Origin of the sequence: Denitrificimonas caeni DSM 24390, from assembly GCF_000421765.1 — a bacterium.
Lineage (GTDB): Bacteria > Pseudomonadota > Gammaproteobacteria > Pseudomonadales > Pseudomonadaceae > Denitrificimonas > Denitrificimonas caeni.
In genome coordinates this window covers 217048-241139 of record NZ_ATXQ01000003.1, presented here as the reverse complement: position 1 = coordinate 241139, position 24092 = coordinate 217048, and the positions used below count along the sequence as shown (strand labels likewise).

General features: G+C 48.8%; 18 protein-coding genes. 12 read left to right on the top strand and 6 right to left on the bottom strand.

Annotated elements, in window-relative coordinates:
- The first annotated feature begins 20 nt into the window (after positions 1–20).
- The gene (gene gmhB, locus H591_RS0106480; RefSeq protein WP_022966136.1) at positions 21–551 is read left to right on the top strand and encodes a D-glycero-beta-D-manno-heptose 1,7-bisphosphate 7-phosphatase; all 531 of its coding nucleotides are present in this window, start codon (positions 21–23) and stop codon (positions 549–551) included.
- 11 nt (positions 552–562) lie between these two features.
- Positions 563–1339, top strand: coding sequence for a lysophospholipid acyltransferase family protein (locus H591_RS0106475; RefSeq protein ID WP_022966135.1), 777 nt, complete (start codon positions 563–565; stop codon positions 1337–1339).
- A 341-nt stretch (positions 1340–1680) separates the two neighbouring features.
- Here the strand turns inward: H591_RS0106475 and H591_RS0106470 are convergent, their stop codons facing one another.
- From H591_RS0106470 to H591_RS14995, 3 genes are all read right to left on the bottom strand, one after another.
- On the bottom strand, positions 1681–1911 hold the full coding sequence (locus H591_RS0106470) for a hexameric tyrosine-coordinated heme protein (protein ID WP_022966134.1): 231 nt from the start codon (positions 1909–1911) through the stop codon (positions 1681–1683).
- 156 nt (positions 1912–2067) lie between these two features.
- Entirely contained in the window at positions 2068–2289 is a 222-nt protein-coding gene (locus H591_RS0106465) for a hypothetical protein (RefSeq protein ID WP_022966133.1), read from the bottom strand.
- Positions 2290–2395: 106 nt separating this feature from the next.
- Complete coding sequence (locus H591_RS14995; RefSeq protein WP_022966132.1) at positions 2396–3664, bottom strand: ADP-ribosylglycohydrolase family protein; 1269 nt, start codon at positions 3662–3664, stop codon at positions 2396–2398.
- Between the two features lie 321 nt (positions 3665–3985).
- On the opposite strand from H591_RS14995, the gene polA reads away from it, so the two are divergent.
- Together polA and H591_RS0106450 are read left to right on the top strand one after the other, a co-directional pair.
- Positions 3986–6805: a DNA polymerase I gene (polA, locus tag H591_RS0106455; RefSeq protein WP_022966131.1), complete on the top strand. Its 2820-nt coding sequence runs from the start codon at positions 3986–3988 to the stop codon at positions 6803–6805.
- Between the two features lie 332 nt (positions 6806–7137).
- Positions 7138–9315, top strand: a complete 2178-nt coding sequence (locus tag H591_RS0106450) for a malate synthase G (protein WP_022966130.1) — start codon at positions 7138–7140, stop codon at positions 9313–9315.
- 220 nt (positions 9316–9535) lie between these two features.
- Here the strand turns inward: H591_RS0106450 and H591_RS0106445 are convergent, their stop codons facing one another.
- Complete coding sequence (locus H591_RS0106445) at positions 9536–10528, bottom strand: acyltransferase family protein (protein ID WP_022966129.1); 993 nt, start codon at positions 10526–10528, stop codon at positions 9536–9538.
- Positions 10529–10835: 307 nt separating this feature from the next.
- On the opposite strand from H591_RS0106445, the gene H591_RS0106440 reads away from it, so the two are divergent.
- The 3 genes from H591_RS0106440 to H591_RS0106430 all read left to right on the top strand — a co-directional run bounded on the left by H591_RS0106440 (position 10836) and on the right by H591_RS0106430 (position 14706).
- Complete coding sequence (locus H591_RS0106440) at positions 10836–12773, top strand: putative nucleotidyltransferase substrate binding domain-containing protein (RefSeq protein ID WP_022966128.1); 1938 nt, start codon at positions 10836–10838, stop codon at positions 12771–12773.
- Positions 12774–12778: 5 nt separating this feature from the next.
- Entirely contained in the window at positions 12779–13471 is a 693-nt protein-coding gene (locus H591_RS14990; RefSeq protein WP_232362424.1) for a 3'-5' exonuclease, read from the top strand.
- A 110-nt stretch (positions 13472–13581) separates the two neighbouring features.
- Positions 13582–14706, top strand: a complete 1125-nt coding sequence (locus H591_RS0106430) for a hypothetical protein (protein WP_022966126.1) — start codon at positions 13582–13584, stop codon at positions 14704–14706.
- Positions 14707–14776: 70 nt separating this feature from the next.
- Here the strand turns inward: H591_RS0106430 and gshA are convergent, their stop codons facing one another.
- Both gshA and H591_RS0106420 read right to left on the bottom strand, forming a co-directional pair.
- Positions 14777–16348, bottom strand: coding sequence for a glutamate--cysteine ligase (gene gshA / locus H591_RS0106425; protein ID WP_022966125.1), 1572 nt, complete (start codon positions 16346–16348; stop codon positions 14777–14779).
- Positions 16349–16469: 121 nt separating this feature from the next.
- On the bottom strand, positions 16470–18785 hold the full coding sequence (locus H591_RS0106420) for a Tex family protein (protein WP_028244231.1): 2316 nt from the start codon (positions 18783–18785) through the stop codon (positions 16470–16472).
- Between the two features lie 187 nt (positions 18786–18972).
- On the opposite strand from H591_RS0106420, the gene ompR reads away from it, so the two are divergent.
- From ompR to H591_RS0106395, 5 genes are all read left to right on the top strand, one after another.
- Positions 18973–19695, top strand: coding sequence for an osmolarity response regulator transcription factor OmpR (gene ompR, locus H591_RS0106415; protein ID WP_022966123.1), 723 nt, complete (start codon positions 18973–18975; stop codon positions 19693–19695).
- Positions 19692–20999, top strand: a complete 1308-nt coding sequence (locus H591_RS0106410) for an ATP-binding protein (RefSeq protein WP_022966122.1) — start codon at positions 19692–19694, stop codon at positions 20997–20999. Before ompR ends, H591_RS0106410 begins: the two co-directional genes overlap by 4 nt.
- 33 nt (positions 21000–21032) lie before the next feature.
- On the top strand, positions 21033–21422 hold the full coding sequence (locus tag H591_RS0106405) for an RNA-binding S4 domain-containing protein (RefSeq protein ID WP_022966121.1): 390 nt from the start codon (positions 21033–21035) through the stop codon (positions 21420–21422).
- 89 nt (positions 21423–21511) lie between these two features.
- Positions 21512–22405, top strand: a complete 894-nt coding sequence (gene hslO / locus H591_RS0106400) for an Hsp33 family molecular chaperone HslO (RefSeq protein ID WP_022966120.1) — start codon at positions 21512–21514, stop codon at positions 22403–22405.
- Positions 22406–22508: 103 nt separating this feature from the next.
- Positions 22509–24050 (top strand): phosphoenolpyruvate carboxykinase, encoded by a 1542-nt coding sequence (locus tag H591_RS0106395; protein WP_022966119.1) that lies wholly within the window; start codon positions 22509–22511, stop codon positions 24048–24050.
- The last annotated feature ends 42 nt before the right edge of the window (positions 24051–24092 follow it).

The following is a 24092-nucleotide window of genomic DNA, read 5'->3' as shown; positions in this document are numbered from 1 at the left end:
ATCTTGAGTAGGGATCAAGTATGAAATTATTAATTCTCGATCGTGATGGTGTGATTAATTACGATTCGGATGCTTACATTAAAACAGTGGCTGAATGGATTCCTATGCCGGGTGCTTTAGATGCCATTGCGCGTCTCAGTCGCGCCGGTTGGACGGTGGCTGTGGCGACCAACCAGTCCGGCTTAGCGCGCGGTTATTACAGCGTGCCAACTCTCGAGTCGATGCATCAAGTTTTACGTGATGAAGTGCAGCAGCGCGGTGGTGCTATGGGGCTGATTAGCTATTGCCCACACGGTCCAGATGAGGGCTGCGCGTGCCGTAAACCTTTGCCAGGCCTGCTGACACAAATTGCCGAGCACTACCAAACCTCACTGGATGGCGTATGGTTTGTCGGTGACAGCCTGCGTGACTTACAGGCCGCGGTTGCCGTCAATGCCCAACCAGTGTTGGTCTGTAGCGGAAAAGGCGAACAAACCCGTGAGAAACCACTACCAGACAACACTCTAATATTTGCTGATTTATCAGCAGTGGCAGATCACTTATTAGGCTAAAGGTTAGAGATATGGGCGTCATCTACGGATTAAGAACGGTAATTTTCTATGTTTTACTGGGCTTAAGTGCGCTTATTTGGTGTTCGATCAGTTTGCTGATCGCACCCTTTTTACCTTTCCCTGCGCGCTATCGCTTTATCAATGTGTACTGGTGTCGTTTCGCTGTCGGTTTAGGCAAGTACATTATTGGTTTAAATTACCGTGTGAGCGGTGCCGAAAACATTCCCAGTGAGCGCTGTGTGATTCTGGCGAAACATCAAAGCACTTGGGAAACCTTTTTCTTATCAGCGTATTTTCAGCCACTGAGCCAAGTGTTAAAGAAAGAACTGCTGCGTGTACCGTTTTTTGGTTGGGCGATGGCGATGCTCAAACCTATTGCAATTAACCGTGATAATCCTAAGCAAGCCTTAAAGCAACTGGCTAGCCAAGGCGCTGAGCGTCTAGAGCAAAACTGTTGGGTGTTGATTTTTCCAGAAGGCACGCGCATTCCAGTTGGTAATATCGGCAAGTTTTCCCGTGGCGGCGCCTCGTTGGCAGCGAATGCTGGCTTGCCGGTATTACCTATTGCACACAATGCTGGGATGTTTTGGCCAAAGGCTGGCTGGGCGAAAAAGCCCGGCACGATTGATGTCGTAATTGGTCAGCCGATGTATGCCGAAGGTGAAGGTCCGCGAGCGATTGCTGAGTTAAATCAGCGCGCTTTTGAGTGGATTGCACAGACCCAATTTGACTTGGGCGCGTTAGATGCTGAGGTCTTGGCTGAGACTCAAGAGAAGACGGCTCAGTAAATTCGCGACAAGCAGCACTCACTGATCATTGATATTGCTCGCGTACTTGGCGGCTACTGTTCTCGTGAAATTAAACGGGCTATGCCGACTCTGGAAGCGCGGACGGCTCGCCCGCAAAAGCTTAATTCAAAGTGCATTTCTGACTGTTAAAATTGCGCTTGCCGTACTGTGCGGTGATTGTTTTTGCATCGATGAGCCCGTTCGGGGCTCAACTCCGGCGCTGCGCCATCCCTGGCTGCGCTGATCACAACCACTGCAAAGCACTCGTTGACTATTTGTGCTGTTTGTCAGCGGCGCTCAATCATTTGAGCTGTCTGAGAGTTGTTTTTAAGTTGCGCGGATTAACTGCGCCAGTAGTTATTGGCTGCAGAGACGGTTTGAAAGTTAATGGCGATGACTTGCGATGCCGCCGTCAAGCCGTCAGCAGACTCTGCATAGGCAGAGCGTAGCGCCTTCAGGGTTTCCATATCAGGTTGAGTGTATTTCACACCGCGACGGCTCAGCGTAATGGCCAGCTCAAAGCCTTCTTGTGGTGTGGCAGTAATTAGGGAAGGAAGCCAAGTATCGGTCATCGTTATATCCTTCTTATCTGTTGCTTGCTAAGCATTGCATGGGTCGGCAGAGTTGCCTTGTACGCCACAAATGCAGCGATAAAAATACTCTGCCAGAGCCCTTGCAGGACAACAAATAATTCTCAGGAAAACTTAACTAAACGCAAGAACCCAGCTTTAGTAAGATGAGTTTGGTGTGTGCTCTGGATTGATTTCGCCGTAAACTTCTTCCGGGTCAATATCATTGAGCAAGAGCATTTCCTTGACCGTCTCAATGTGCTCCAGCACGACTTTATAATGCTCTCCGTATTCGTACTTGGTCACTTCAATCGCTTTAGGCATGTAGTTGAACGCGATTTTTAACGCTTGTAGGGCATCGGGGTGCAGTTTATCGCTCATCTTAAAATCCTCATTGGCTAGAGCAGCTGTTTGTCGCTGCAGGCATGGTCTGCCGGTCATGCTAGCAAAAACTGTGCAACACCGCAGGTTGACCAATCCTATTAGCTCACCAACCAGGGTAGCGTTGCCATAGCGCGGTGTCTTCGCTACGGTTATTGAGGCTGACTTGATGCGGCACTAAACATAAGTCAGTGGCGATTTGTTGGATGCTGTCGCGCATTTCTAAGTGAGCCAGCCATTCGCTTGGCAAAGCGTGCGCGCTCAGTAGCAGTCCAAGAAAGTGTCCAGCGATAAGGCCGGTACTATCGCTGTCACCACTGTGGTTGACGGCTTTGCACACACCATCAGTAAAGTCTTTGGCTGATAATGCACACCACAAACCTATCGCTAGCGCCTCTTCGGCAATCCAGCCGCCGCCCAAATGCGCCTCAATCAGCTCGGGGTTGGGCTCGATGTCAGCATGGTGCAGCTCCAGTACTTTTTGCAGAATATTATAGGTTTCATGCATGCCAACTTTATCTCGATGTTCATGCAAACTGCTGTGTGTGGCTGCTGCCAGTGACAGGGCTGGTGTTTGCCATAAGCGCGCAAGGATATCGGCAAATATCCCTGCCGATAAATAACCGGATGGATGTCCGTGGGTGAGGTGTGCGGCTTGCGCAGCTGAAGTAAAGGGATAGGGCATAAAAGCACAAGGAGCAACACGCATCACACCGCCGCAACCTTTACTGTTGTTTTCGGCCATCGCCCCAAGCTGCTGAGCTGATTGCAATGAGTTTAAGCACGTGGAGCCGGGTGCGCGTCGTGCCCAGAGGCGTTGGTCTGCAATTAACCAGCCATCACTGACAGTCTCAGCGAGGTACGGATTGGCGGATACATTTTGCGTGAGTAACCAGCGCATATAAGCGTTATGAATAATGCTGGGGGTATGCGTTGTGCCGCGTAGATGCTCGCGTACAGTAGCGCGCAATAAACCTTCTGCAGTAAACAACATCATTTGCGTGTCATCGGTTACTGAACCAAGCTTGCCATAGGCTGGCTGTAAGTCTTGGATGCCGCTCTCACCAAAGCGCTTTTGGATTTCAAACCACTCGAGAAACTCTACCGGCGCACCGCAGGCATCACCTAAAGCGCCTCCCAGCAAGCAGCCAAGCAAAGCGCTAGGGTCGCGTACTAAACGCTGCTGCGGTGCATGGCTTAAATGGCTTTTCTGGCCATCTTCTAGGGTGAGTTGACGTAGTAAACCGTGCGCCCCTGATACGGTAATCTGCCCGTTGTTATTGCCGACTGGCTGCAGACTGATGACGCTCATGGGATTGGCGTTGCGAGTGTCGGCAATCAAGTCAAAGGCCTGTATTTGATCCAATAACAACATAAAAACCCCTGTAAATTCGGCAAGCTAGAGCTCATCATCCACTGGTAATGCGTCATTCTGTGTCGCAGAGAGATAAAGGCGATGCTTGCGTGGCTTGTGCTGTGCAAATCTCCCATAGTCCTAATCTACACATATAATGTGTTCGTTTGTTTTGTTCCGGCGCAAGGAATGCTGTTATTGATGATTGCTTGAACACATGTCTGGCATTTCTAAGTTGTAGCACTGTGTCGTGCAGTGGGAGCCAATAGCGATTGCCTGTATGCTTGTTAACTCAGTAATGTGTTACTCATTTGGTTGTTTTTGTAAAGGTTGAATACCCGCATGTCTCAAGCCCCTTTAGTTTTAGTTGATGGTTCATCGTATTTGTACCGCGCGTTTCATGCGCTGCCACCGTTAATGACATCAGCAGGGCTGCCAACTGGCGCCGTGAAAGGGGTATTGAATATGCTGCGCAGTTTGCGCAAGCAATATCCTGAGAGCGTGATTACGGTGATTTTTGATGCTAAGGGACCAACCTTTCGTGATGCATTATTCACTGAATACAAAGCGCAAAGACCGTCGATGCCGGATGATTTGCGTGTGCAAATTGAGCCGCTGCATGACTGCGTTCGGGCGCTGGGTTTCCCGTTTTTATGCGTAGAAGGCGTGGAAGCCGATGATGTGATTGGCACTTTGGCGCTCAGCAGCACTCTGGCCGAGCGTCCGGTAGTGATCTCCACTGGTGATAAAGATATGGCGCAGTTGGTCAACGGTCATGTCACCTTAGTCAATACCATGTACAACACCACGTTAGACAGTGATGGCGTGGTGGAGAAATTCGGCATTGGCCCAGAACTGATCATCGACTATCTAGCTTTGATGGGGGATAAATCCGACAACATTCCCGGCGTGCCAGGCGTCGGTGAAAAAACCGCGCTGGGCTTATTGGTTGGCCTTGGTGATATGGATGCTATTTATGCCAATCTTGATAAAGTTGCGACTTTACCCATTCGTGGTGCGAAAACACTAGGCTCTAAATTATTAGATAATCGTGATATGGCCTATTTATCACGTCAGTTGGCCACGATTAAAACCGATGTTGAGTTAGAGCTGAATATTGACGACATGCACATGCAGGATCCGCAAGACGAGATTTTGATGGAGTTGTATCAGCGCTTAGAGTTTAAAAGCTGGCAAGATGAGATTCGTCGTCGCAGTGCTGCTGCGCCGAGCAGTCCTAAACCAAAGACAGCAGTTAGCAGCGTCTCGGATGATTTGTTTGCCGAGCCTGTGGTTGAGACTGAAAGTTCAGCCGACAGCGCAGCAGCCGAAACTGCAGCAGTCGAACATCAGGCTAAATTTCACACTATTTTGACTGAAGAAGCATTTGCCGATTGGCTGCAGCGCTTAAGCCAAGCCAAGCTGTTTGCTTTCGATACCGAAACCACTAGCGTCGATGCGCAGCAGGCGCGCTTAGTGGGCATTTCTTTTGCAGTAGCTGAAGGTGAAGCGGCTTATGTGCCCTTGGCGCATAGTTATATGGGCGTGCCAGAGCAGTTGGATGAGAAAAAAGTGCTGGATGCGTTGCGTCCACTGCTGGAAAATCCAGCGATTAGCAAAGTCTGCCAAAACGGTAAATACGATATTAACGTGTTAGCCCGTTATGGCATTGCGGTACAGGGCGTACGCTTCGACACCATGCTTGAATCCTATGTGCTCAATTCCACCGCCACGCGGCATAACATGGACAGCTTGGCGCAGCGTTATTTAAATCGCAGCACGATTCTTTTTGAAGAGGTGGCCGGTAAAGGCGCTAAGCAACTGACCTTCGATCAAGTTGACCTGAGTATTGCTGGGCCTTATGCCGCTGAAGACGCTGAAATTACCCTGTGTTTGCATAATTGTTTAATTAAAGAGCTCGAAGAGATTCCAACACTGGTTGATGTGTTGGCTAAGATTGAAATGCCTTTGATGCCGGTGCTAGCGCGGATTGAGCGTTGCGGTGCCTTAGTCGATGCACATCTCTTAGGGCTGCAAAGTTTAGAGCTGGCGGAGAAACTCACTGAGCTGGAGCGCAAGACCTTCGAGATTGCCGGTGAAGAGTTTAATTTGGCTTCGCCTAAACAGCTGGGTGTTGTGTTGTATGAAAAGCTCGGTTTACCGGTCTTGGCGAAAACCGCCAAAGGTCAGCCCAGTACCGCCGAAGCGGTGTTGTCAGAATTGGCGGAGCAAGGCCATGAGTTACCCGTATTACTGATGGAGTACCGCAGCTTAAGTAAACTTAAAAGTACTTACACTGACCGCTTGCCTGAGCAAATTAATCCGCTGACTGGGCGTATTCATACCAGCTACCATCAAGCCGTCACCGCGACTGGACGCTTATCGTCGAGTGATCCTAACTTACAAAATATTCCGATTCGTACCGCTGAAGGGCGTCGTATTCGTCAGGCGTTTATTGCCCCTACAGGCTATAAACTACTGGCGGCTGACTACTCGCAAATTGAATTACGCATCATGGCGCACTTGGCGCAAGATCCAGGTTTACTGGATGCTTTCCGTAATGATCGTGATGTACACAAAGCGACCGCCTCTGAAGTGTTTGGTGTTGAGTTAGAGGATGTCACCACTGACCAACGTCGCAGCGCTAAAGCGATTAACTTTGGTCTGATTTATGGCATGAGTGCGCATGGTCTGGCTAAGCAAATTGGTTGCGACCGTGGTCAGGCGCAAATGTATATGGACCGTTACTTTGCCCGTTATCCAGGTGTACTCGACTATATGGAGCGCACTCGCAAGCAGGCTAGTGAGCAAGGCTATGTTGAGACTTTGTTTGGTCGCCGTTTGTACTTGCCAGATATTAACGCGAAAAATGCGGCGATCCGTAAAGGGGCTGAGCGTACTGCGATTAACGCGCCGATGCAGGGCAGTGCTGCCGATATTATTAAGCGCGCGATGATTACTGTGGACAGCTGGTTAGCAGAATCGGGTTTGGATGCGCGCGTTATCCTACAAGTGCATGATGAATTGGTGCTTGAGGTCCGCGAAGATCAAGTGGACGCGTTGCGCGCAGGCTTATTACCATTGATGAGTGCTGGCGCCGCTTTGGACGTGCCATTACTGGTTGAAGCCGGTGTCGGCGATAATTGGGATCAGGCACATTAAATTTTTTTAAAACAATCTAGGAACTAATTTTACAAAAGCACAGTCAGAGTATTTGAATGGTTAAGGAATACCGTTGTTGAAACTCCTTGATGTGTTTTATGTTGGCAGATATCCGGACTACCCCTAGCAGTCCGGACTTATACTCCGAATCTCTCTCCCCCCCCCGTGAGATTCGGAGTTTTTTTTGCCTTTTTTTCGGCCATCTGCGACAAAAGTTGCTCAGTTGATTTCCCTCTGCTTTTTTAGAAATATTCATGTAGTATTTATGGTTGTGCACTACATGGCCTACTGGCCGTTCTATTTGAGGCTTTTCCAAGCAGAGTGAGGCAAAAATGACTGATCGCGTTCAAGTCGGTGGCTTGCAGGTCGCCAAAGTTTTATATGACTTCGTTAATAATCAAGCTATTCCGGGCACTGGTGTGACTGCAGAGCAATTCTGGGAAGGCGCAACGAAGGTGTTAAAAGACCTTGCACCGAAAAATCGTGCCCTGCTAGAAAAACGTGATGCCTTACAAGCACAAATTGATGAGTGGCACCTTGCACGTAAGGGCCAGGCTCATGACGCAGTCGCTTATAAAGCATTTCTGCAAGAGATTGGATACTTGTTGCCAGAAGCAGCAGACTTTCAAGCCAGCACACAAAATGTTGACGACGAAATTGCTCGTATGGCAGGTCCACAATTAGTGGTACCTGTAACTAACGCACGTTTTGCCCTTAACGCTGCGAATGCGCGTTGGGGTTCTTTGTATGACGCTTTGTATGGCACTGATGTCATCAGTGAAGAAGGCGGCGCAGAGAAAGGCAAGGGCTACAACAAAGTACGTGGCGATAAAGTCATCGCTTATGCACGTGCTTTCTTAGACAAATCTGCACCTTTAGCAGCGGGCTCGCACGTTGATGCAACCGGCTACCGCATTGATGCAGGCAAACTGTTGGTTAGCCTAAAAGGCGGCAGCAACACCGGTCTGCGTAATGATGCGCAATTGGTTGGTTTCCAAGGTGATGCAGCAGCACCCACTGTTGTTCTGTTGAAGAACAATGGCCTGCACTTTGAGATCCAAATTGATGCAAACAGCGTTGTCGGTAAAACCGATGCTGCAGGCATCAAAGATGTTTTGGTTGAGTCAGCCTTAACCACCATCATGGACTGTGAAGACTCGATCGCTGCGGTTGATGCCGATGATAAAACATTGGTTTACAGCAACTGGTTAGGCTTGATGAAGGGTGACCTGTCTGAAAGCGTGACCAAAGGCGATAAAACCTTTACTCGCGTAATGAATCCAGATCGCGTGTATACCGCAGTCAATGGCGGTGAAGTGAAGTTGCACGGCCGTTCATTATTGTTCATTCGTAACGTTGGCCACTTAATGACCAACCCAGCAATTTTGGATGAGCAAGGCAACGAGATGCCAGAAGGCATCATGGATGCATTGTTCACCAGCTTAATTGCGATGCATAACTTGAAAGGCAACACCAGCCGCCAAAATAGCCGCACTGGCAGCATGTATATCGTTAAACCGAAAATGCATGGTCCAGAAGAAGCAGCGTTTGCTAACGAGCTGTTTGCACGTGCTGAAGATGTATTAGGCTTGGCGCGTAACACCCTGAAAATGGGTATTATGGACGAAGAGCGTCGCACCACAGTTAACTTGAAAGCCTGTATTGCTGAAGCTAAAGAGCGCGTGGTGTTCATTAACACAGGTTTCTTAGACCGTACCGGTGATGAAATCCATACCTCTATGGAAGCGGGCGCAATGGTTCGTAAAACAGCCATGCGCGGCGAGAAGTGGATTGCAGCCTACGAAGATTGGAACGTTGATACAGGACTGGCTACCGGCCTGTCTGGCGTTGCACAAATCGGTAAAGGTATGTGGGCAATGCCTGATTTGATGGCAGCCATGGTTGAGCAAAAAATTGGTCACCCAAAAGCGGGCGCCAATACAGCGTGGGTTCCATCACCAACAGCGGCAACGCTGCACGCTCTGCATTACCACGAAGTGGATGTGTTTGCTCGTCAAGAAGAGTTGAAGAAACGTCAGTTTGCTTCAATTGACGAGATTCTGACTATTCCATTGGCACCAAGCACAGACTGGACTGCCGAAGAAATTCAGCACGAGCTCGACAACAACGCGCAAGGTATCTTGGGTTATGTTGTGCGCTGGATTGACCACAGTGTTGGTTGTTCTAAAGTACCTGACATCAACGATGTCGGTCTGATGGAAGACCGCGCTACTCTACGTATCTCAAGCCAGCACATGGCGAACTGGTTGCGTCACGGTATCGTTACCGAGGCACAAATTGTTGAGACGATGCAGCGTATGGCTGTTGTGGTTGATCGCCAGAATGCTGATGATCCAATCTACAAACCAATGGCACCGAACTTCGACGACAACGTCGCGTTCCAAGCTTCACTGGAATTGGTACTGCAAGGCCGCGAGCAGCCTAATGGCTACACCGAGCCAGTATTACACCGTCGTCGTCGCGAATTTAAAGCTAAAAACGGCTTATAATTTGTAACGCTCTACAGTGTTGACAAGAAACCGCCTTCGGGCGGTTTTTTGTTGTTATTTGCTGTTCCAGCACTTTTTAAGGTATTTGCGAGTGAGTAAATACCGTATTCTTAATCTGCAGTTTACCTGCTTTCAGATGAAGGGTGACTTGATGCCTGAGCGGATTATAGTCGATTGCTAAAGCTGATGAACTTGTTGTATTTGACCGCCGCGTTTGGTTTTAGACGCTAAGTCTATTGTCACGCTCTCTAATCCGCTTTCTAAGTATTGCTACGGGGTTCTCAATAAATTTAACGATCAATAAAGATAATAAAAGGCTAATAATCGTAGAGACAGCAAGCGTATCCCATCCTAGTCTAGGCAGGTCGAATAGCTCCATAGATATCCGAATAGCAAACATATGAACTAAAAAGAAAGGGTAGCTTATTTCTCCTGCGAGCTTTGACCAATAGCTTATCTTTCCAGTTTTAATTAACCATGGAAAAGCCAAGTAAATAAATACTACGGATCCCAGTAAGCTGTAATTTACTCCAGTACTGTTAGATTCATATGCAGATAGTCCTAAATATATAGGAGCTATAAACATGGTTATCAATAACGAAATAAGCGCAGTTATTTGTATGAATTTTGGAGGGGTTAAGCGTGCATGATAAGTTAATGCCCCAAGAGCAAAAGCAAAACCTGCGCCGCCCACATATATAGCTTCAGTAGAAAAATAAATAATTATAAACGGTAATATAAGATTGGCACTTAGAAATAACAGTAACCATCTTAGGGGTAGCATGCTTCCAATAAATAAAATAACATACCAGTTTAGTTCAATTGCTAGTGACCACGCTGGTGTTACTACAGCTGAGCCAGGCTGTAATCCAAAAATAAATAGGTTAGACATCCAACCATTTAATGTTTCTGGTGCATAAAAGAAATATGAATCAAAAGCTATTGCAGCCTCTGGGTTTATTTTGATCATTATGATTCCCATGGCTAGGGAAAACCAGTAGGTGGGAAATATTCGTAAAAAACGATTTACAACAAAATCTGCATGCCTGTTTTGATAGCGACCATAGAGTATGGTGCATACAAGATATCCACTGATAAAGAAAAAGCACCAGACAGCAATCATTCCTGCTATGGGTACTATAAGAATATTGGAGTGAAAGGCTAATACAGACCAGGCAAGGAATAAGCGAAAGTAATTTAACCTTGGATACATATTTTAAGAGATCCTATTTATAAGTTGTTTTTATAATTTTATTCTAACCTGATTTTTTTACGCTCACAATTGAAAAGAATCAGTGAAAATCTGCTCGCATGCGTTGCTTTTTTTGAATTTTGTTAAAACCCATTAGTGGGTTACTCAGTACTTATCAGGATTGGCTCTTTTTAGGTTGCACGGCGAGTGCTTTCAAGAGGTAGGCGTACGGCTGAACATCCTGCATTGTGCTGCTGTCACACTTACGTCCAATAGGATGCGTTAATCTAAAACTTTAGGATGGTTTGATCTAATAGGGGAGTGCTCCATGAGCAGGAATGATGCCTTTGCAAAAACAGGCAAAACCGCAGTGCAACAAAATATACAAGGCACGCTGGAATTCTTGCAAAAATATCCACCTTTTAACCAGATGGATATTGCTCATCTCAGTTTTCTGGTAGAAAACTGCCAACTGCGTTTTTATGCTGAAGGTGAAAAAATCGTCAGCCCAGAAGATGGGCCAGTCGAGTTTTTTTATATTGTTAAGCAAGGCAGTGTCCACGGTGAGCGCCGCAAAGGTCAGGATGCCAGTCAAGAAACTACGTTTGAAATTACCACCGGCGAATGCTTTCCGATCGCGGCTTTGTTAGGCGAACGAGCTACACGTACCTCGCATGTTGCCGAGACAGATACCTTTTGTCTGCTACTGGATAAAGCCTCTTTTGTGAAGTTATTCGGTAAGTGCGAAGCGTTCCGTGATTTCTCCGTGCGTGGTATCAGCAGTTTGCTCGAGCACGCCAATCAGCAAGTGCAAAGCCGCGCTGCAGAAACGCTGGGCTCGCAGTACTCGATGGAAACTCGGTTGTCTGAGTTGGCTATGCGTCAGCCAATTACCTGTGAAGGGCATTTGCCTTTGCACAAAGCCGTGCAATTGATGCATGAGCAACAAATCGGCAGCTTGGTGATTACTGATGAAATGCAGCGTCCGCAGGGTATTTTTACGTTACGTGATTTACGTCGAGTGATAGCTGATGCCAATGCTGATTTGCGCCAGCCTATCAGTGAGTTGATGACGCTCAATCCATTCCATTTGCCGCCACAAGCCTCTGCCTTTGATGCGGCGCTGGCGATGACTGAGCGTCATATTGCACATGTATGTTTGGTGCAAGACGGGCGTTTAGTCGGGGTGATCTCTGAGCGCGATCTGTTTTCCTTGCAGCGCGTTGATTTGGTGCATTTAGCGCGCGCTGTGCGACATGCTGTATCGATCGATAAATTAGTGCAGTTGCGTGATGAAATTCGCTCCTTAGTGGATCGCATGATTGCCCATGGAGCCAACTCTGAGCAGGTGACACGCTTAATTACTTTGCTCAATGATCACATGGTCTCACGAGTAATTGAGTTGTGTGTTGAGCGACACGGTCATCCGGGTGTTGATTTCACTTGGTTGGTATTTGGCAGTGAAGGACGTAAAGAACAGACTCTGTATACCGATCAAGATAACGGTATTTTATTTGAAGCCGATAGCCAAGAAGAAGCCAACGCGATACGGCAAAAACTACTGCCTCTCGCACGTGAAATTAACTTAGCGTTGGATGACTGCGGCTTTATGTTGTGCAAAGGCAATATCATGGCCGGCAATGCGGAGCTGTGTTTATCACGTCAAGAGTGGTCACGGCGTTTTAGTAAAATTGTCCGCGAAGCGACACCAACAAATCTTCTGTATTCGACGATATTCTTTGATTTGCGAGCCATTTGGGGACCGCTAGAAGGTTGCCAAACGTTGCGTCGCGAAATGCTGTCGATGGTTCGTGGTAACGATATGTTCCAGCGCATGATGGCGCAAAATGCCTTGCAGTATAAGCCGCCGCTAGGTGGATTGTTCCGTAACTTCGCTTTGGACAAAAAAGGTCTTGAAAAAGACACTCTTGATCTGAAAGTTAAAGGTTTAACGCCGTTTGTTGATGGTATACGCGTTCTGGCGCTCGCCAATGGTATTGAGAGCAGTAATACCTCAGAACGTATCCGTCAGTTGGTCAGTAAAGGCGTGATTGAGCGCTTAGATGGCGATGCCTATGCTGAGGCGTATCACTTTATTCAATTGATCCGTATGCAGCAGCATCAGCAGCAAGCACAGAATGAATTAGCTTACAGTAATCGGATTTATCCTGATGAACTGAATCATCTAGACCGCCGTATTTTGCGTGAGTCATTTCGTCAAGCGCAGCGTTTGCAAGCCAGTTTGACCTTTAGGTATCAGCTGTGAGGTTTATCAACTTGTTTCGTAAAAGCCCAGAGCTGAGAGCTTCTGATGCTTTACGTTTAGCTGCACTAACGCCGCCAGCAGCGCTGAGCGAGCAACCCCTGGGCGAGCAGCGCTTTGTTGTAGTGGATTTAGAAACCAGTGGTTTGAATACCCTTAAAGATAAGATTCTATCAATCGGTGCAGTGACCATTGAGCATTCAGCGATTGCTTTAGGTCAGCAGTTCAGTTGCACGCTGCGTCGGGTGAATCATGCGGTCAGTGAAAGTGTGTTGATTCACCAAATCCCGCCGAGTGAAGTGGCCGCAGGGATACGTGCAGAAAAAGCGCTGTTGAATTTTATGGAGTACGTAGGCAGTAGTCCGCTCTTAGCTTTTCATGCAACCTTTGATCAGCGCATGCTGGTGCGTGAAATGAACGATGCCTTCGCCTATAACTTGCGCCATCCATTCTATGACGTGGCTGAAATCGCACCGTTACTCTGTCCTGAGCACAATATGCGCAACCCTGGTTTAGATGATTGGGTGAGTTTCTTTGGTTTGCAGGTTTTACAGCGCCACAACGCTAGCGCTGATGCCATGGTTACCGCAGAGTTGATGTTGATTTTACTTAAGCGTGCCGAGCGACAAGGTATCCGAAGCTTGCAGGCATTAGATATCAGCCTACAAAACTGGCGACGTCGGCAACAAAATGTTTTATAAAAATGTAGTTTTACAAACTTGAACGACATAAAGTCGTTAATCATTCGCTGCTTTAGCTTAGGGGCTAACGGTCGATAACTTCTCATAGCGCACACTATGAGGGTCGGCAGATGCGAATTGTATCAACTGAGCAACATGCACTGAGCAGTGATTATCAAAAGCTGTTTGGTCGTGAAATCAATGAATCACTCGACTTGCAAGTTAATGGTCAGCGCTTGCAAATGCAACGTCATGAGCGCGTATTGGTTGCTGAGCAAGGTTCAGCGGCGTTATTGAGTCGTTCCGCGCAGCCTGCGATTTCACCACAAGCATTAAAACGCTTGGTTGCTGAGAATGAGCCACGACAGGCTGCATCAATACCCAGTGTTAGTGCAGCCGACAAGGCTCTTGCAGATTTTGCGCCCAAAGAAGCAGATCTGGAAAAACTTCGTGTATTGCTTGAAGCCTTGGCGCGTTTAAATGGCGAGTTAGACAGTTTTTTTAAACTTGCTAGACCACAGCCTATGGAGCCCTCTGCTATCAGCACCGCGCAAGCCGTTGTACCAGTCGCAGAAGCACCTAGCAGTGATGCATTTCAATTGAGTTACGATTACCACGTCACTCAGTGGCACACTCAACAGTTGCAAGTAAACAACAGCGGACGTGTGACCACGGCTGATGGTCGCCAAATTGATTTTGATATGAGCCTGCAGATGAGTCGCACTGAGTACAGCAGTGAATCGATCAGTCTTCGCGCTGGTGCTGCTTTGAAAGATCCTTTAGTCGTTAACTTGCAGGGTGCGCCAGTGCAGTTGCAAGGAGGGCAGAAAATCTCTTTTGATTTGGATGCGGATGGGCAGCTCGATAGCATGGCGCGCTTGGCGCAAGGCAGTGCTTTTCTAGCTTTGGATCGTAATGGCAACGGCCAGATTGATGATGGTCGTGAGTTATTTGGTGCGCTTTCTGGTGATGGTTTTGCCGATTTAGGCGCTTATGATGATGACGCTAATGGTTTTATCGACGCTGGTGATGCAGTCTTCGCTCAATTAAAGCTGTGGGTGCCGGATGACCAAGGCCAGGGCCAGTTGTTGAGTTTAGCCGAGGCAGGGATTGGTGCGCTGAGTTTGAAAAACGTAGCAGGCGGATTTGATTTAGTTGCTGATGGCGAGCTGCAAGGGCAAGTGCGCAGCACCGGTATGTTTTTATTTGAGGATGGCCGAGTCGGCAGTATGCAGCAGATCGATCTAGTGGTGTAATCCGAACAAGTGTCTTGATTGCAACACTGGGTGACGCCTGATATTGACGGCACCCACCGCTGCAATGATGTTACTCCGCGCTGGCTAAATAATCCGCCATGTACTCATCAAAGCTGCAGTTGTCTTGTTGCTCTATCGCTTGCTGCGCTTGGTGTGATTGTTCGGCGAGCGCTTGATAATGAGCAATCAGCTCAGCGTCTAGCGGTGGCGTGCTCAAGGTTTGCGCATGTTGCAGGCTTTGCTTTAAGGCAAACTGACTGAAGCTGCACTGTTGCTCGCGCATACTGGCTAAAACTTGGGCTGAAGGTGTTAAATCAGGGTTGTTTAATTTTTCAACCTGTCTGTTTAATGCTTCTACGTGTTCTGTAGTCGCGTAGCTGTCATCGAGTAACTTGGCGCAGGCCTGCATCTGCGTCAGTAGCTCTTCACCCCAAGCTTTCATCGATACCAACTCACCGCCACGCTGCAGCTGTAAATTAGGTTTACGGCCTTGCTTGACCACTGCCAAAAAGTTATCGGTGGCCGCTGGGCACTCCGTATCACCCAGTAGCGGGCTGTCTTGCAGTGCGCAGAATAGTAAGAACGTATCCAAAAAGCGCGCTTGCGGTAAATCAATGCCCAACGGTAAGAAGGGGTTGATATCAATGCAGCGCGCTTCAACATATTGGATGCCACGTGCAATTAACGCATCGACCGGACGTTCGCCGTCTTGAGTGATGCGTTTAGGACGCATGGTTGAGTAGTATTCGTTTTCGATCTGCAAAATATTGGTATTAATTTGCAGCCACTCGCCATCTTTCTTACTGCCGATTTTTTCATAATCAGGATAAGGCGTACTGACGGCGCGACGTAAGCTATCGGTGTAGCTGCTGAGGTCGTTGTAGCAAGGGGTTAAGCCGGCCTGTGCATTGCTTTGGTAGCCGAGGTCACTCATGCGCAAGCTGGTGGCGTAGGGCAGATACAGCGTGTCTTCATCAAAGCTTTCTAGTTGATGATTGCGGCCACGTAAAAAGCTGATGTCCAGCGCCGGTGATGCACCAAATAAATACATCAACAACCAGCTGTAACGACGGAAGTTGCGAATTAAACCAATGTAGCGCGCCGACTGATACTCTTTTTCCGAGCGCGTATCGCCTTCTGCTGCGCGCAACAAGGTCCAAATCGAGTCCGGCAAGGAAAAGTTATAGTGAATGCCCGCAATGCACTGCATAGTTTTGCCATAACGCACGGCTAAACCTTTGCGATACACATGCTTTAATTGACCAACATTGGAGCTGCCGTACTGACCAATAGGGATCAGCTCTTCTTTGGGCAGATGACCTGGCATCGAAGGGCTCCACAGCACTTCTTGCTCTAATTGGCTGATGGTAAAACGATGGATTTCTTCCAGCTGCGCCAAGGTCTGTGCGGAATCAGGCAGTGCGTCAGTAATAAACTCGAGCAAGGCTTCAGAGTAGTCAGTGGTGATGCTGCTGTGGGTTAAGGCAGAGCCTAAAGCCTTGGGGTGTGGCGTCAATGCTAAGCGGCCATTGCGCTCAACACGCAAGCTTTCGCGCTCAATACCATGTAGGCAGTGCTTGAGCTGCGCTAAAGCTTCGGGCTGGCTAAGCAGCGCCAGACGACGAGAATATGTATCGCTCAAGGGGAATTCCTCAATAGGGCATCGTGGCAATATGGGGGTGCTGATTGCCGAGTGCAAGGGTACGGGGCGACTTTTAGTCGTTATGTACCCTAGGCGGATTAAAATGACGGATAGTCATTGCTTACTTTTTCTTAATTTTGCCCGCATTAGCAAATAGCGCGGCCATCGCGCTGTTGCTCGGTGCAGGCTTGTCTTGTGGTGTATGACGTTCACTACGCGGCTGATTACGTGCCGGTTGCGAGCGTGCTGCCGGCGCTGGTTTTTCACCTGGTGTGTCACTCATACGCATCGATAAAGCAATGCGCGCGCGCGGGATATCGACTTCCATGACCTTTACTTTAACAATGTCACCGGCTTTCACCACTTGATAAGGGTCTTTAACAAAACTCTCTGAAAGTGCAGAAATATGCACTAAACCATCTTGATGCACGCCAATATCAACAAAGGCACCAAAGTTGGTGACGTTGGTGATGACACCTTCTAAAACCATGCCAAGGGTTAAGTCTTTTAAACTTTCTACGCCGTCTTGAAAACTGGCGGTTTTAAACTCAGGACGTGGGTCACGTGCGGGTTTATCGAGTTCTTGCAAAATATCGCTGACGGTCGGTAAACCATAGGTTTCATCGGTAAATTTCTTGGGGTCCAGCTGCTTTAAAAATGCGGAATCGCCGATCAGTGAGCGAATGTCGCGCCCAGTATCTTGGGCAATGCGGGTTACCAGAGGGTACGTCTCTGGGTGTACAGCAGATGCGTCGAGCGGGTTTTTACCGTTCATTACCCGTAAGAAGCCTGCGGCCAGTTCAAAGGTTTTTTCACCCAGACGCGGCACTTTTTTCAGCGCTGCACGGCTGATAAAAGCACCGTGCTCATCACGGAAAGCAACGATGTTCTTAGCCAGTGTTGCGTTCAAACCAGAAATGCGTGCGAGCAGCGCATAAGACGCCGTATTCACGTCGACACCCACAGCGTTCACACAGTCTTCCACCACAGCGTCCAGTGAGCGTGCTAATTGAGTTTGCGACACGTCATGTTGGTATTGACCCACACCAATGGCTTTCGGGTCGATTTTAACCAGTTCGGCTAGTGGGTCTTGCAAGCGTCGCGCAATTGACACAGCGCCACGCAGCGATACATCTAAATCGGGGAATTCGAGGGCGGCTAATTCTGATGCTGAATACACCGAAGCGCCGGCCTCACTGACCATAACTTTGCTCATGTGCAGTTCAGGTAATAGTTTAACCAATTCAATAGCAAGACGATCGGACTCGCGACTGCCGGTGCCATTACCGATGGCAATTAATTGTACTTGGTGTTTTTTACATAACGCTGCCAATGTGGCGATGGTTTCCTTCCACTTGTTATGCGGGACGTGCGGATAGACTGTGGCGGTTTCTAAAACTTTACCTGTGGCATCCACTACTGCGATTTTGCAGCCCGTACGCAAACCTGGGTCAAGGCCTAGGGTGCAGCGAGGCCCCGCTGGCGCTGCCAATAACAAATCATGCAGGTTGCGGGCGAAGACGTTAATCGCTTCAGTTTCTGCGGATTCACGTAGTTGGCCGAACAGGTCGGTTTCTAAATGGCTCGATAGTTTTACTCGCCAGGTCCAGCGCACCACTTCAGCAAGCCATTTGTCGGCAGGGCGGTCTTGGTTTTTAATCGCAAATTGCTCAGCAATGATCACCTCACAAGGATGCATGCTGCCGGGAGTGTCATCACCCATGCTCAAGTTAGCGGTTAAAAAACCTTCGTTACGACCGCGGAAGATTGCTAGCGCGCGGTGTGAAGGCACACTTTTAAAGGGTTCATCATGCTCAAAGTAATCGCTGAACTTCGCGCCCTCTTGTTCTTTACCTGCGATTAAACGAGCGCGTAATAAAGCATGTTGCTGCAGCATCGTACGTAGACGTTCGAGTAAGGCTGCGTCTTCAGCAAAACGCTCCATTAAAATATATTTAGCGCCTTCCAGTACGGCCTTTTCATCAGCAAAACCTTTTTCTGCATCAATAAAGCGTGCGGCTTCAATCTGTGGGTCGTAGCTGGGCTGGTTAAACAGTAAGTCAGCCAACTCACCGAGGCCTGCTTCTAAAGCAATCTGGCCTTTGGTGCGGCGTTTTTGTTTATAGGGCAGATACAGGTCTTCTAAGCGCGTTTTGGTGTCAGCCTGTTGAATGGCGTGCTGCAATTCTGCGGTGAGTTTTCCTTGCTCTTCAATTGAGGCCAAAATTGAGGCACGGCGGTCATCCAGTTCGCGCAGGTAACGCAGGCGCTCTTCTAAGTTACGCAGCTGCGTATCATCTAAACTGCCGGTGACTTCTTTACGGTAGCGTGCGATAAAGGGCACAGTTGCACCTTCATCAAGCAAAGCAATGGTGGCGATCACTTGTTGTGGGCGAACACCTAATTCTGTGGCGATACGAGTACTTATGCTATCCATCAGGCTACCTAAGTCAGTCAAAAAAGCAGGATAGGCCTGCATCAAAAGAGTAATTATAGGGGAAATCAGTCAGCAAACCAGCATTGCCTCCCATCAGGAAAAATTTGCTAACAATGCCTTGCCCCCAAGTGCTCGATGATTACGGCATACTAGGGTCATGAATCTTAACTAAATAGGTAGATACCGCATGAGCGTCACTGAAGGTGAAAAAATCCTCATTGTCGATGACGATGAACGCTTACGCCGCTTACTTGAGCGCTTTCTGACCGAGCAAGGTTACCGCGTGCGGGGTGTTGAAAACGCTGAACAGATGGATCGTGTGCTCGCCCGCGAACTGTTTAATTTAGTGGTGCTCGACTTAATGATGCCCGGTGAAGATGGTTTGTCGGTGTGCAGTCGTTTGCGTGCCAGCAACAATCAAGTGCCGATTATTATGCTCACCGCCAAGGGTGATGAAGCCAGCCGGATTCAAGGCTTAGAACTGGGTGCTGATGATTATCTCGCCAAACCGTTTAATCCGCGTGAATTGTTAGCCCGGATCAAAGCCGTTTTGCGTCGCCAAAACACCAGTGTACCTGGCGCGCCCGGTAGCGAAGAGGCCAGTGTCAGCTTCGGTGATTACAGTTTGTCGTTAGCCACGCGCGAGCTGAGCAAAGGCGATCAGGTGCACATGCTGACCACCGGTGAGTTCGCTGTATTAAAAGCTCTGGTTGAACACGCCCGTGAGCCACTAACTCGCGACAAATTGATGAATCTTGCCCGTGGCCGTGAATGGGATGCGTTAGAGCGCTCGATTGATGTGCAGGTTTCCCGCCTGCGCCGGATGATTGAGCCTGATCCTTCTAAGCCGCGCTACATTCAAACTGTTTGGGGTGTGGGTTACGTGTTTGTGCCCGATGGTAATAAATGAAGACATCGTTATTGTACCCACAGAGCTTTTTTGCCCGCACCTTGTGGATGGTGCTGTTGGCTGTGTTGTTTTCTAAAGCGCTGACCTTGATTTATTTGATGCTTAATGAAGATGTGCTAGTGGATCGCCAATACAGTCATGGTGCAGCCCTAACGTTGCGAGCCTACTGGGCCTCACCTGCCAGTGAGCGCGCAGCCATTGCTAAAGCAGCGGGTTTGCAACTGGTAGCAGAGGATGATGTGCCAGTCGGTGAGCAGCACTGGCCGTACAGCGATATTTTTAGTGAGCAAATGCGCGCAGAGTTAGGTGGAGATACGCAGGTGCGCATTCGTGCGCAAACGCCACCGTCATTATGGGTGAATGCGCCGAGCCTAGGGCCTGGCTGGATTCGCGTGCCTTTATATCCGCATCCGCTACGCGGTCAGCGCGTGTGGAACTTGGTCGCTTGGTTTTTAGGCATCGGTTTATTATCAACTGCGGCAGCGTGGATTTTTGTCCGCCAACTCAGCGCACCACTGAAACGTCTAGTGATCGCCGCGCGTCTGTTTGGCCAAGGGCGCAGTGTGCGTTTACCGGTTGATGTGGATACCGCCAGTGAAATGGCTGAGGTGTATCGCGCTTTTAATCAGATGACTGATGATGTTGAGCAAGCCGGTCGCGAGCGCGAGCTCATGCTGGCTGGGGTTTCCCATGACTTACGGACACCGCTGACACGGTTGCGCTTATCCCTGGAGTTGCTCGACAGTGACAATGACCTGACCAACGATATGGTGCGTGACATTGAAGACATGAATGCCATTTTGGATCAGTTTTTAGCCTTTATCCGTGATGGTCGTGATGAGCCGATGGAAGCCTGTGATCTGAATGAATTGATCAGTTCAGTGGTTGCGCCTTATATCCAGCAAGGTCGGCCGATTCGCTTGTGTTTAGAAGAAATGCCCTCATTAGAGTTACGTCGTGTCTCAATCAAGCGCATGTTAGTTAATTTGCTAGAAAATGCTCTGCGTTATGGCGAACAGGGTATTGAAGTCGCCGCTTCGGTCGTTCGCGATGAGCACTCCGCGCATGTGGCTATCAGTGTGTTGGATCGTGGTCCTGGGCTTGATCCTGAAGATTTGCAACGCATTTTTAATCCCTTCTACCGAGGTGATCAGGCACGTGGCGGGCAGGGTGCAGGTCTTGGTTTGGCGATTGTGCAACGTATTGCCGCGCAACATGGCGGTAAGGTTGAACTGCAGAATCGAGCCGGTGGTGGTTTAGATGCGACTGTGTGTTTACCGATTGCTGTGCATGAGCTGCACTGATGCAGCGTTGTTGTGGAGAGGTAATAGCCGTCAATGAGTGATAATCAGCAAGAAAAAGTACGTTTAGATAAGTGGTTGTGGGCAGCACGTTTTTATAAAACCCGTGCGCTGGCGAAAGAGGCAATTGAAGGTGGCAAAGTGCATTGCCGTGGCGAGCGCTGTAAACCATCGAAAGAACCAAAAGTGGGCGATGAGTTGGTGCTTCGCGCCGGCTACGATGAACGTACCGTGGTGATCGAGCAGCTCAGTGCAGTGCGGCGTGGCGCGCCACAAGCACAGCTTCTTTATCGTGAGACAGACGAGAGTATTAGCGCTCGTGAAAAAGCGGCTGAACTGCGTAAAGCTGGCGCATTAGGCATTCAAACCGATGGCCGGCCGACGAAAAAGCAGCGTCGCCAGATTCATCGTTTCAAAGATCAGTAATGCGCTAGAGATCCATACGAGCGCATCTAAGTCAGTTAATTTTCTAAGTGCGGTTTATACTAGGCCGCTATCTTATTGGTGAGTGTTGTATGGCAGATTTTGATTTTACTCAGCGGTTTATTTTTGACAATACCGATGTGCGCGGCGAGTTGGCGAGCTTAGAAGAAAGCTATGCTCACGTGTTAGCTAAGCATGCTTACCCAGAGCCGGTTGCGGCTTTATTGGGTGAGTTGATGGCGGCTGCGGCCCTGTTGGTTAATACGCTGAAGTTTGATGGTTTATTAGTGCTACAAGCACGTTCAAGTGGTGCTGTGCCTTTGCTGATGGTTGAGTGCTCCAGTGATCGCGAATTACGCGCGATTGCTCGCTATGAAGAAGAGCAGATTCATAGTGGCGCAACCTTGCAAGAGCTGATGCCAGAAGGTGTGCTGGCGCTGACTGTTGATCCGCGCGAAGGGCAGCGTTATCAGGGCTTAGTCGCTTTAGATGGTGCAACGTTAGCTGAATGCTTTAGCAATTATTTTGTCAATTCGGCGCAATTGCCAACGCGTTTTTGGTTGTACGCTGACGGTCAGCGCGCGCGCGGGATGCTGTTACAACAATTACCCGCTGATCGCCTACCAGATGCAGAAGAGCGTGAAGCCAGTTGGCAGCATGTGATTGCCTTGGCGGCAACTTTGAGTGCTGAAGAACTGCTGGGTTTGGACAATGAAACCATTTTGCACCGCCTTTATCATGAGGAAGAGGTGCGCCTGTTTCCAAGCAGTGATTTGAAGTTTCAATGCAGTTGCACGCGTGAGCGCTCAGAGCAGGCCTTGATTAGTTTAGGTCTGGCTGATTTGCAGTTGTTGCTAGCTGAGAAAGCAGGCACTATCGAGATTGATTGTCAGTTCTGCAATCAACGCTATTTATTTAATGAAGCCGATATCGCGCAAATGTTCGCAGCGCAAGACGCTGCTGATGCATCGAGCACAGTGCATTAATTGCATAACTCTGGCATAATCGCGGGCACTTTTTCCGTTGTAGTGCATCTGCTAAGACGCTACAAACTTTTTAGAGGACTCGGCTCGGGCCGTTGGGGATCTCATGACGCAAGCAAACACCGCTGTGTATACCGATATTAGTGCCGCTCAATTGATTGAAGAAGCGGTTCGCCGTGGCGAAGGCAAACTGGCTGTAAATGGTTCATTGGTTGTTGAAACAGGCCACCGTACCGGCCGTTCGCCGGCTGACCGTTTTATCGTACAAGAGCCGAGCACTGATGCTCAAATCGCTTGGGGCCCGATTAATCGCCCGATTGCACCAGCGATTTTTGATGCATTGTGGACTCGTGTTGAAGCTTACGTGGCAGAGCGTGAAAGCTTTGTTTCACATGTGCATGTGGGTTCTGATCCTGCGCATTACTTGCCAGTCAAAATGACTACAACAACGGCATGGCACAACCTGTTCGGCCGTTGCTTGTTTATTACTCCAGAGGCATTCAATGCCGGTGGTAAAGAACAATGGCAGATCATCAATGCACCTTTCTTTGAGTGTGTACCTGAGCGTGACGGTACTAATTCTGACGGTTGCGTGATGATTAACTTCGCTGCAAAAAAAGTGTTACTGGCAGGTATGCAGTACGCTGGCGAAATGAAAAAAGCTATGTTTTCAGTACAAAACTTCCTGTTGCCTGCGCATGACGTCTTACCGATGCACTGTGCTGCCAACGTCGGTGAAGACGGCGATACCACGTTATTCTTTGGTTTGTCCGGCACCGGTAAAACCACGCTGTCAGCTGATGAAAGCCGTTACTTGATTGGTGACGACGAGCATGGTTGGGGTGTGGGCACTGTGTTCAACATCGAAGGAGGGTGCTATGCAAAATGCATCGACTTGTCTGAGAAAAACGAACCAGTGATCTGGAAAGCCATTAAGTTTGGTGCAGTGCTGGAAAACGTTGTTCTGGATGAGCAGCGTACTCCGGATTACACCGATGACAGCTTGACGCAAAACAGCCGCGCCGCTTATCCGTTAGAAAACGTTGAAAAGCGTGTGATTGCTAACCGTGCTGGCGAGCCAAATGCAGTGATCTTCCTGACGTGCGACCTGACTGGCGTATTGCCGCCGGTGTCGATCTTGAATAACGAACAAGCGGCTTACCACTTCTTGTCAGGTTATACCGCTTTGGTTGGTTCAACCGAAATGGGTTCAGGCTCAGGTATTAAATCAACCTTCTCTACCTGCTTTGGCGCGCCGTTCTTCCCACGCCCAGCGGGTGAGTACGCTGATCTGCTGATCAAGCGCATCCAAGGTTTTGGCTCTAAAGTGTACTTGGTGAATACCGGTTGGACTGGCGGTGGCTATGGTGTTGGACAGCGTTTCAACATTCCAACCACGCGTGCAGTGATTGCCGCGATTCAAGGTGGAACGCTAGTGGGTGCAGAAACTGAGCACTTGCCAGTGATTAACTTGGATGTGCCAAAATCCGTACCGGGTGTTGAGACAAACTTGCTTAACCCACGTAACACTTGGGCTGATAAAGCAGCTTACGATGCTGCCGCGCAAGAGTTAGCAGCTAAGTTCGTCGAGAACTTCAAGAAGTTTGAAGTGGCTGAGGCGATTAAAAATGCTGGACCGCACATTTAATTTGTCGAAACGTTTTGTGTTGTAAATAAAAAGCCGCTCTTT

What these genes read in the sequence shown, in the direction of transcription:
- gmhB (WP_022966136.1), top strand. Translation starts at nt 21, where the DNA reads ATGAAATTATTAATTCTCGATCGTGATGGTGTGATTAATTACGATTCG.
- H591_RS0106475 (WP_022966135.1), top strand. Translation starts at nt 563, where the DNA reads ATGGGCGTCATCTACGGATTAAGAACGGTAATTTTCTATGTTTTACTG.
- H591_RS0106470 (WP_022966134.1), bottom strand. Translation starts at nt 1,911, where the DNA reads ATGACCGATACTTGGCTTCCTTCCCTAATTACTGCCACACCACAAGAA.
- H591_RS0106465 (WP_022966133.1), bottom strand. Translation starts at nt 2,289, where the DNA reads ATGAGCGATAAACTGCACCCCGATGCCCTACAAGCGTTAAAAATCGCG.
- H591_RS14995 (WP_022966132.1), bottom strand. Translation starts at nt 3,664, where the DNA reads ATGTTGTTATTGGATCAAATACAGGCCTTTGACTTGATTGCCGACACT.
- polA (WP_022966131.1), top strand. Translation starts at nt 3,986, where the DNA reads ATGTCTCAAGCCCCTTTAGTTTTAGTTGATGGTTCATCGTATTTGTAC.
- H591_RS0106450 (WP_022966130.1), top strand. Translation starts at nt 7,138, where the DNA reads ATGACTGATCGCGTTCAAGTCGGTGGCTTGCAGGTCGCCAAAGTTTTA.
- H591_RS0106445 (WP_022966129.1), bottom strand. Translation starts at nt 10,528, where the DNA reads ATGTATCCAAGGTTAAATTACTTTCGCTTATTCCTTGCCTGGTCTGTA.
- H591_RS0106440 (WP_022966128.1), top strand. Translation starts at nt 10,836, where the DNA reads ATGAGCAGGAATGATGCCTTTGCAAAAACAGGCAAAACCGCAGTGCAA.
- H591_RS0106430 (WP_022966126.1), top strand. Translation starts at nt 13,582, where the DNA reads ATGCGAATTGTATCAACTGAGCAACATGCACTGAGCAGTGATTATCAA.
- H591_RS0106420 (WP_028244231.1), bottom strand. Translation starts at nt 18,785, where the DNA reads ATGGATAGCATAAGTACTCGTATCGCCACAGAATTAGGTGTTCGCCCA.
- ompR (WP_022966123.1), top strand. Translation starts at nt 18,973, where the DNA reads ATGAGCGTCACTGAAGGTGAAAAAATCCTCATTGTCGATGACGATGAA.
- H591_RS0106410 (WP_022966122.1), top strand. Translation starts at nt 19,692, where the DNA reads ATGAAGACATCGTTATTGTACCCACAGAGCTTTTTTGCCCGCACCTTG.
- H591_RS0106405 (WP_022966121.1), top strand. Translation starts at nt 21,033, where the DNA reads ATGAGTGATAATCAGCAAGAAAAAGTACGTTTAGATAAGTGGTTGTGG.
- hslO (WP_022966120.1), top strand. Translation starts at nt 21,512, where the DNA reads ATGGCAGATTTTGATTTTACTCAGCGGTTTATTTTTGACAATACCGAT.
- H591_RS0106395 (WP_022966119.1), top strand. Translation starts at nt 22,509, where the DNA reads ATGACGCAAGCAAACACCGCTGTGTATACCGATATTAGTGCCGCTCAA.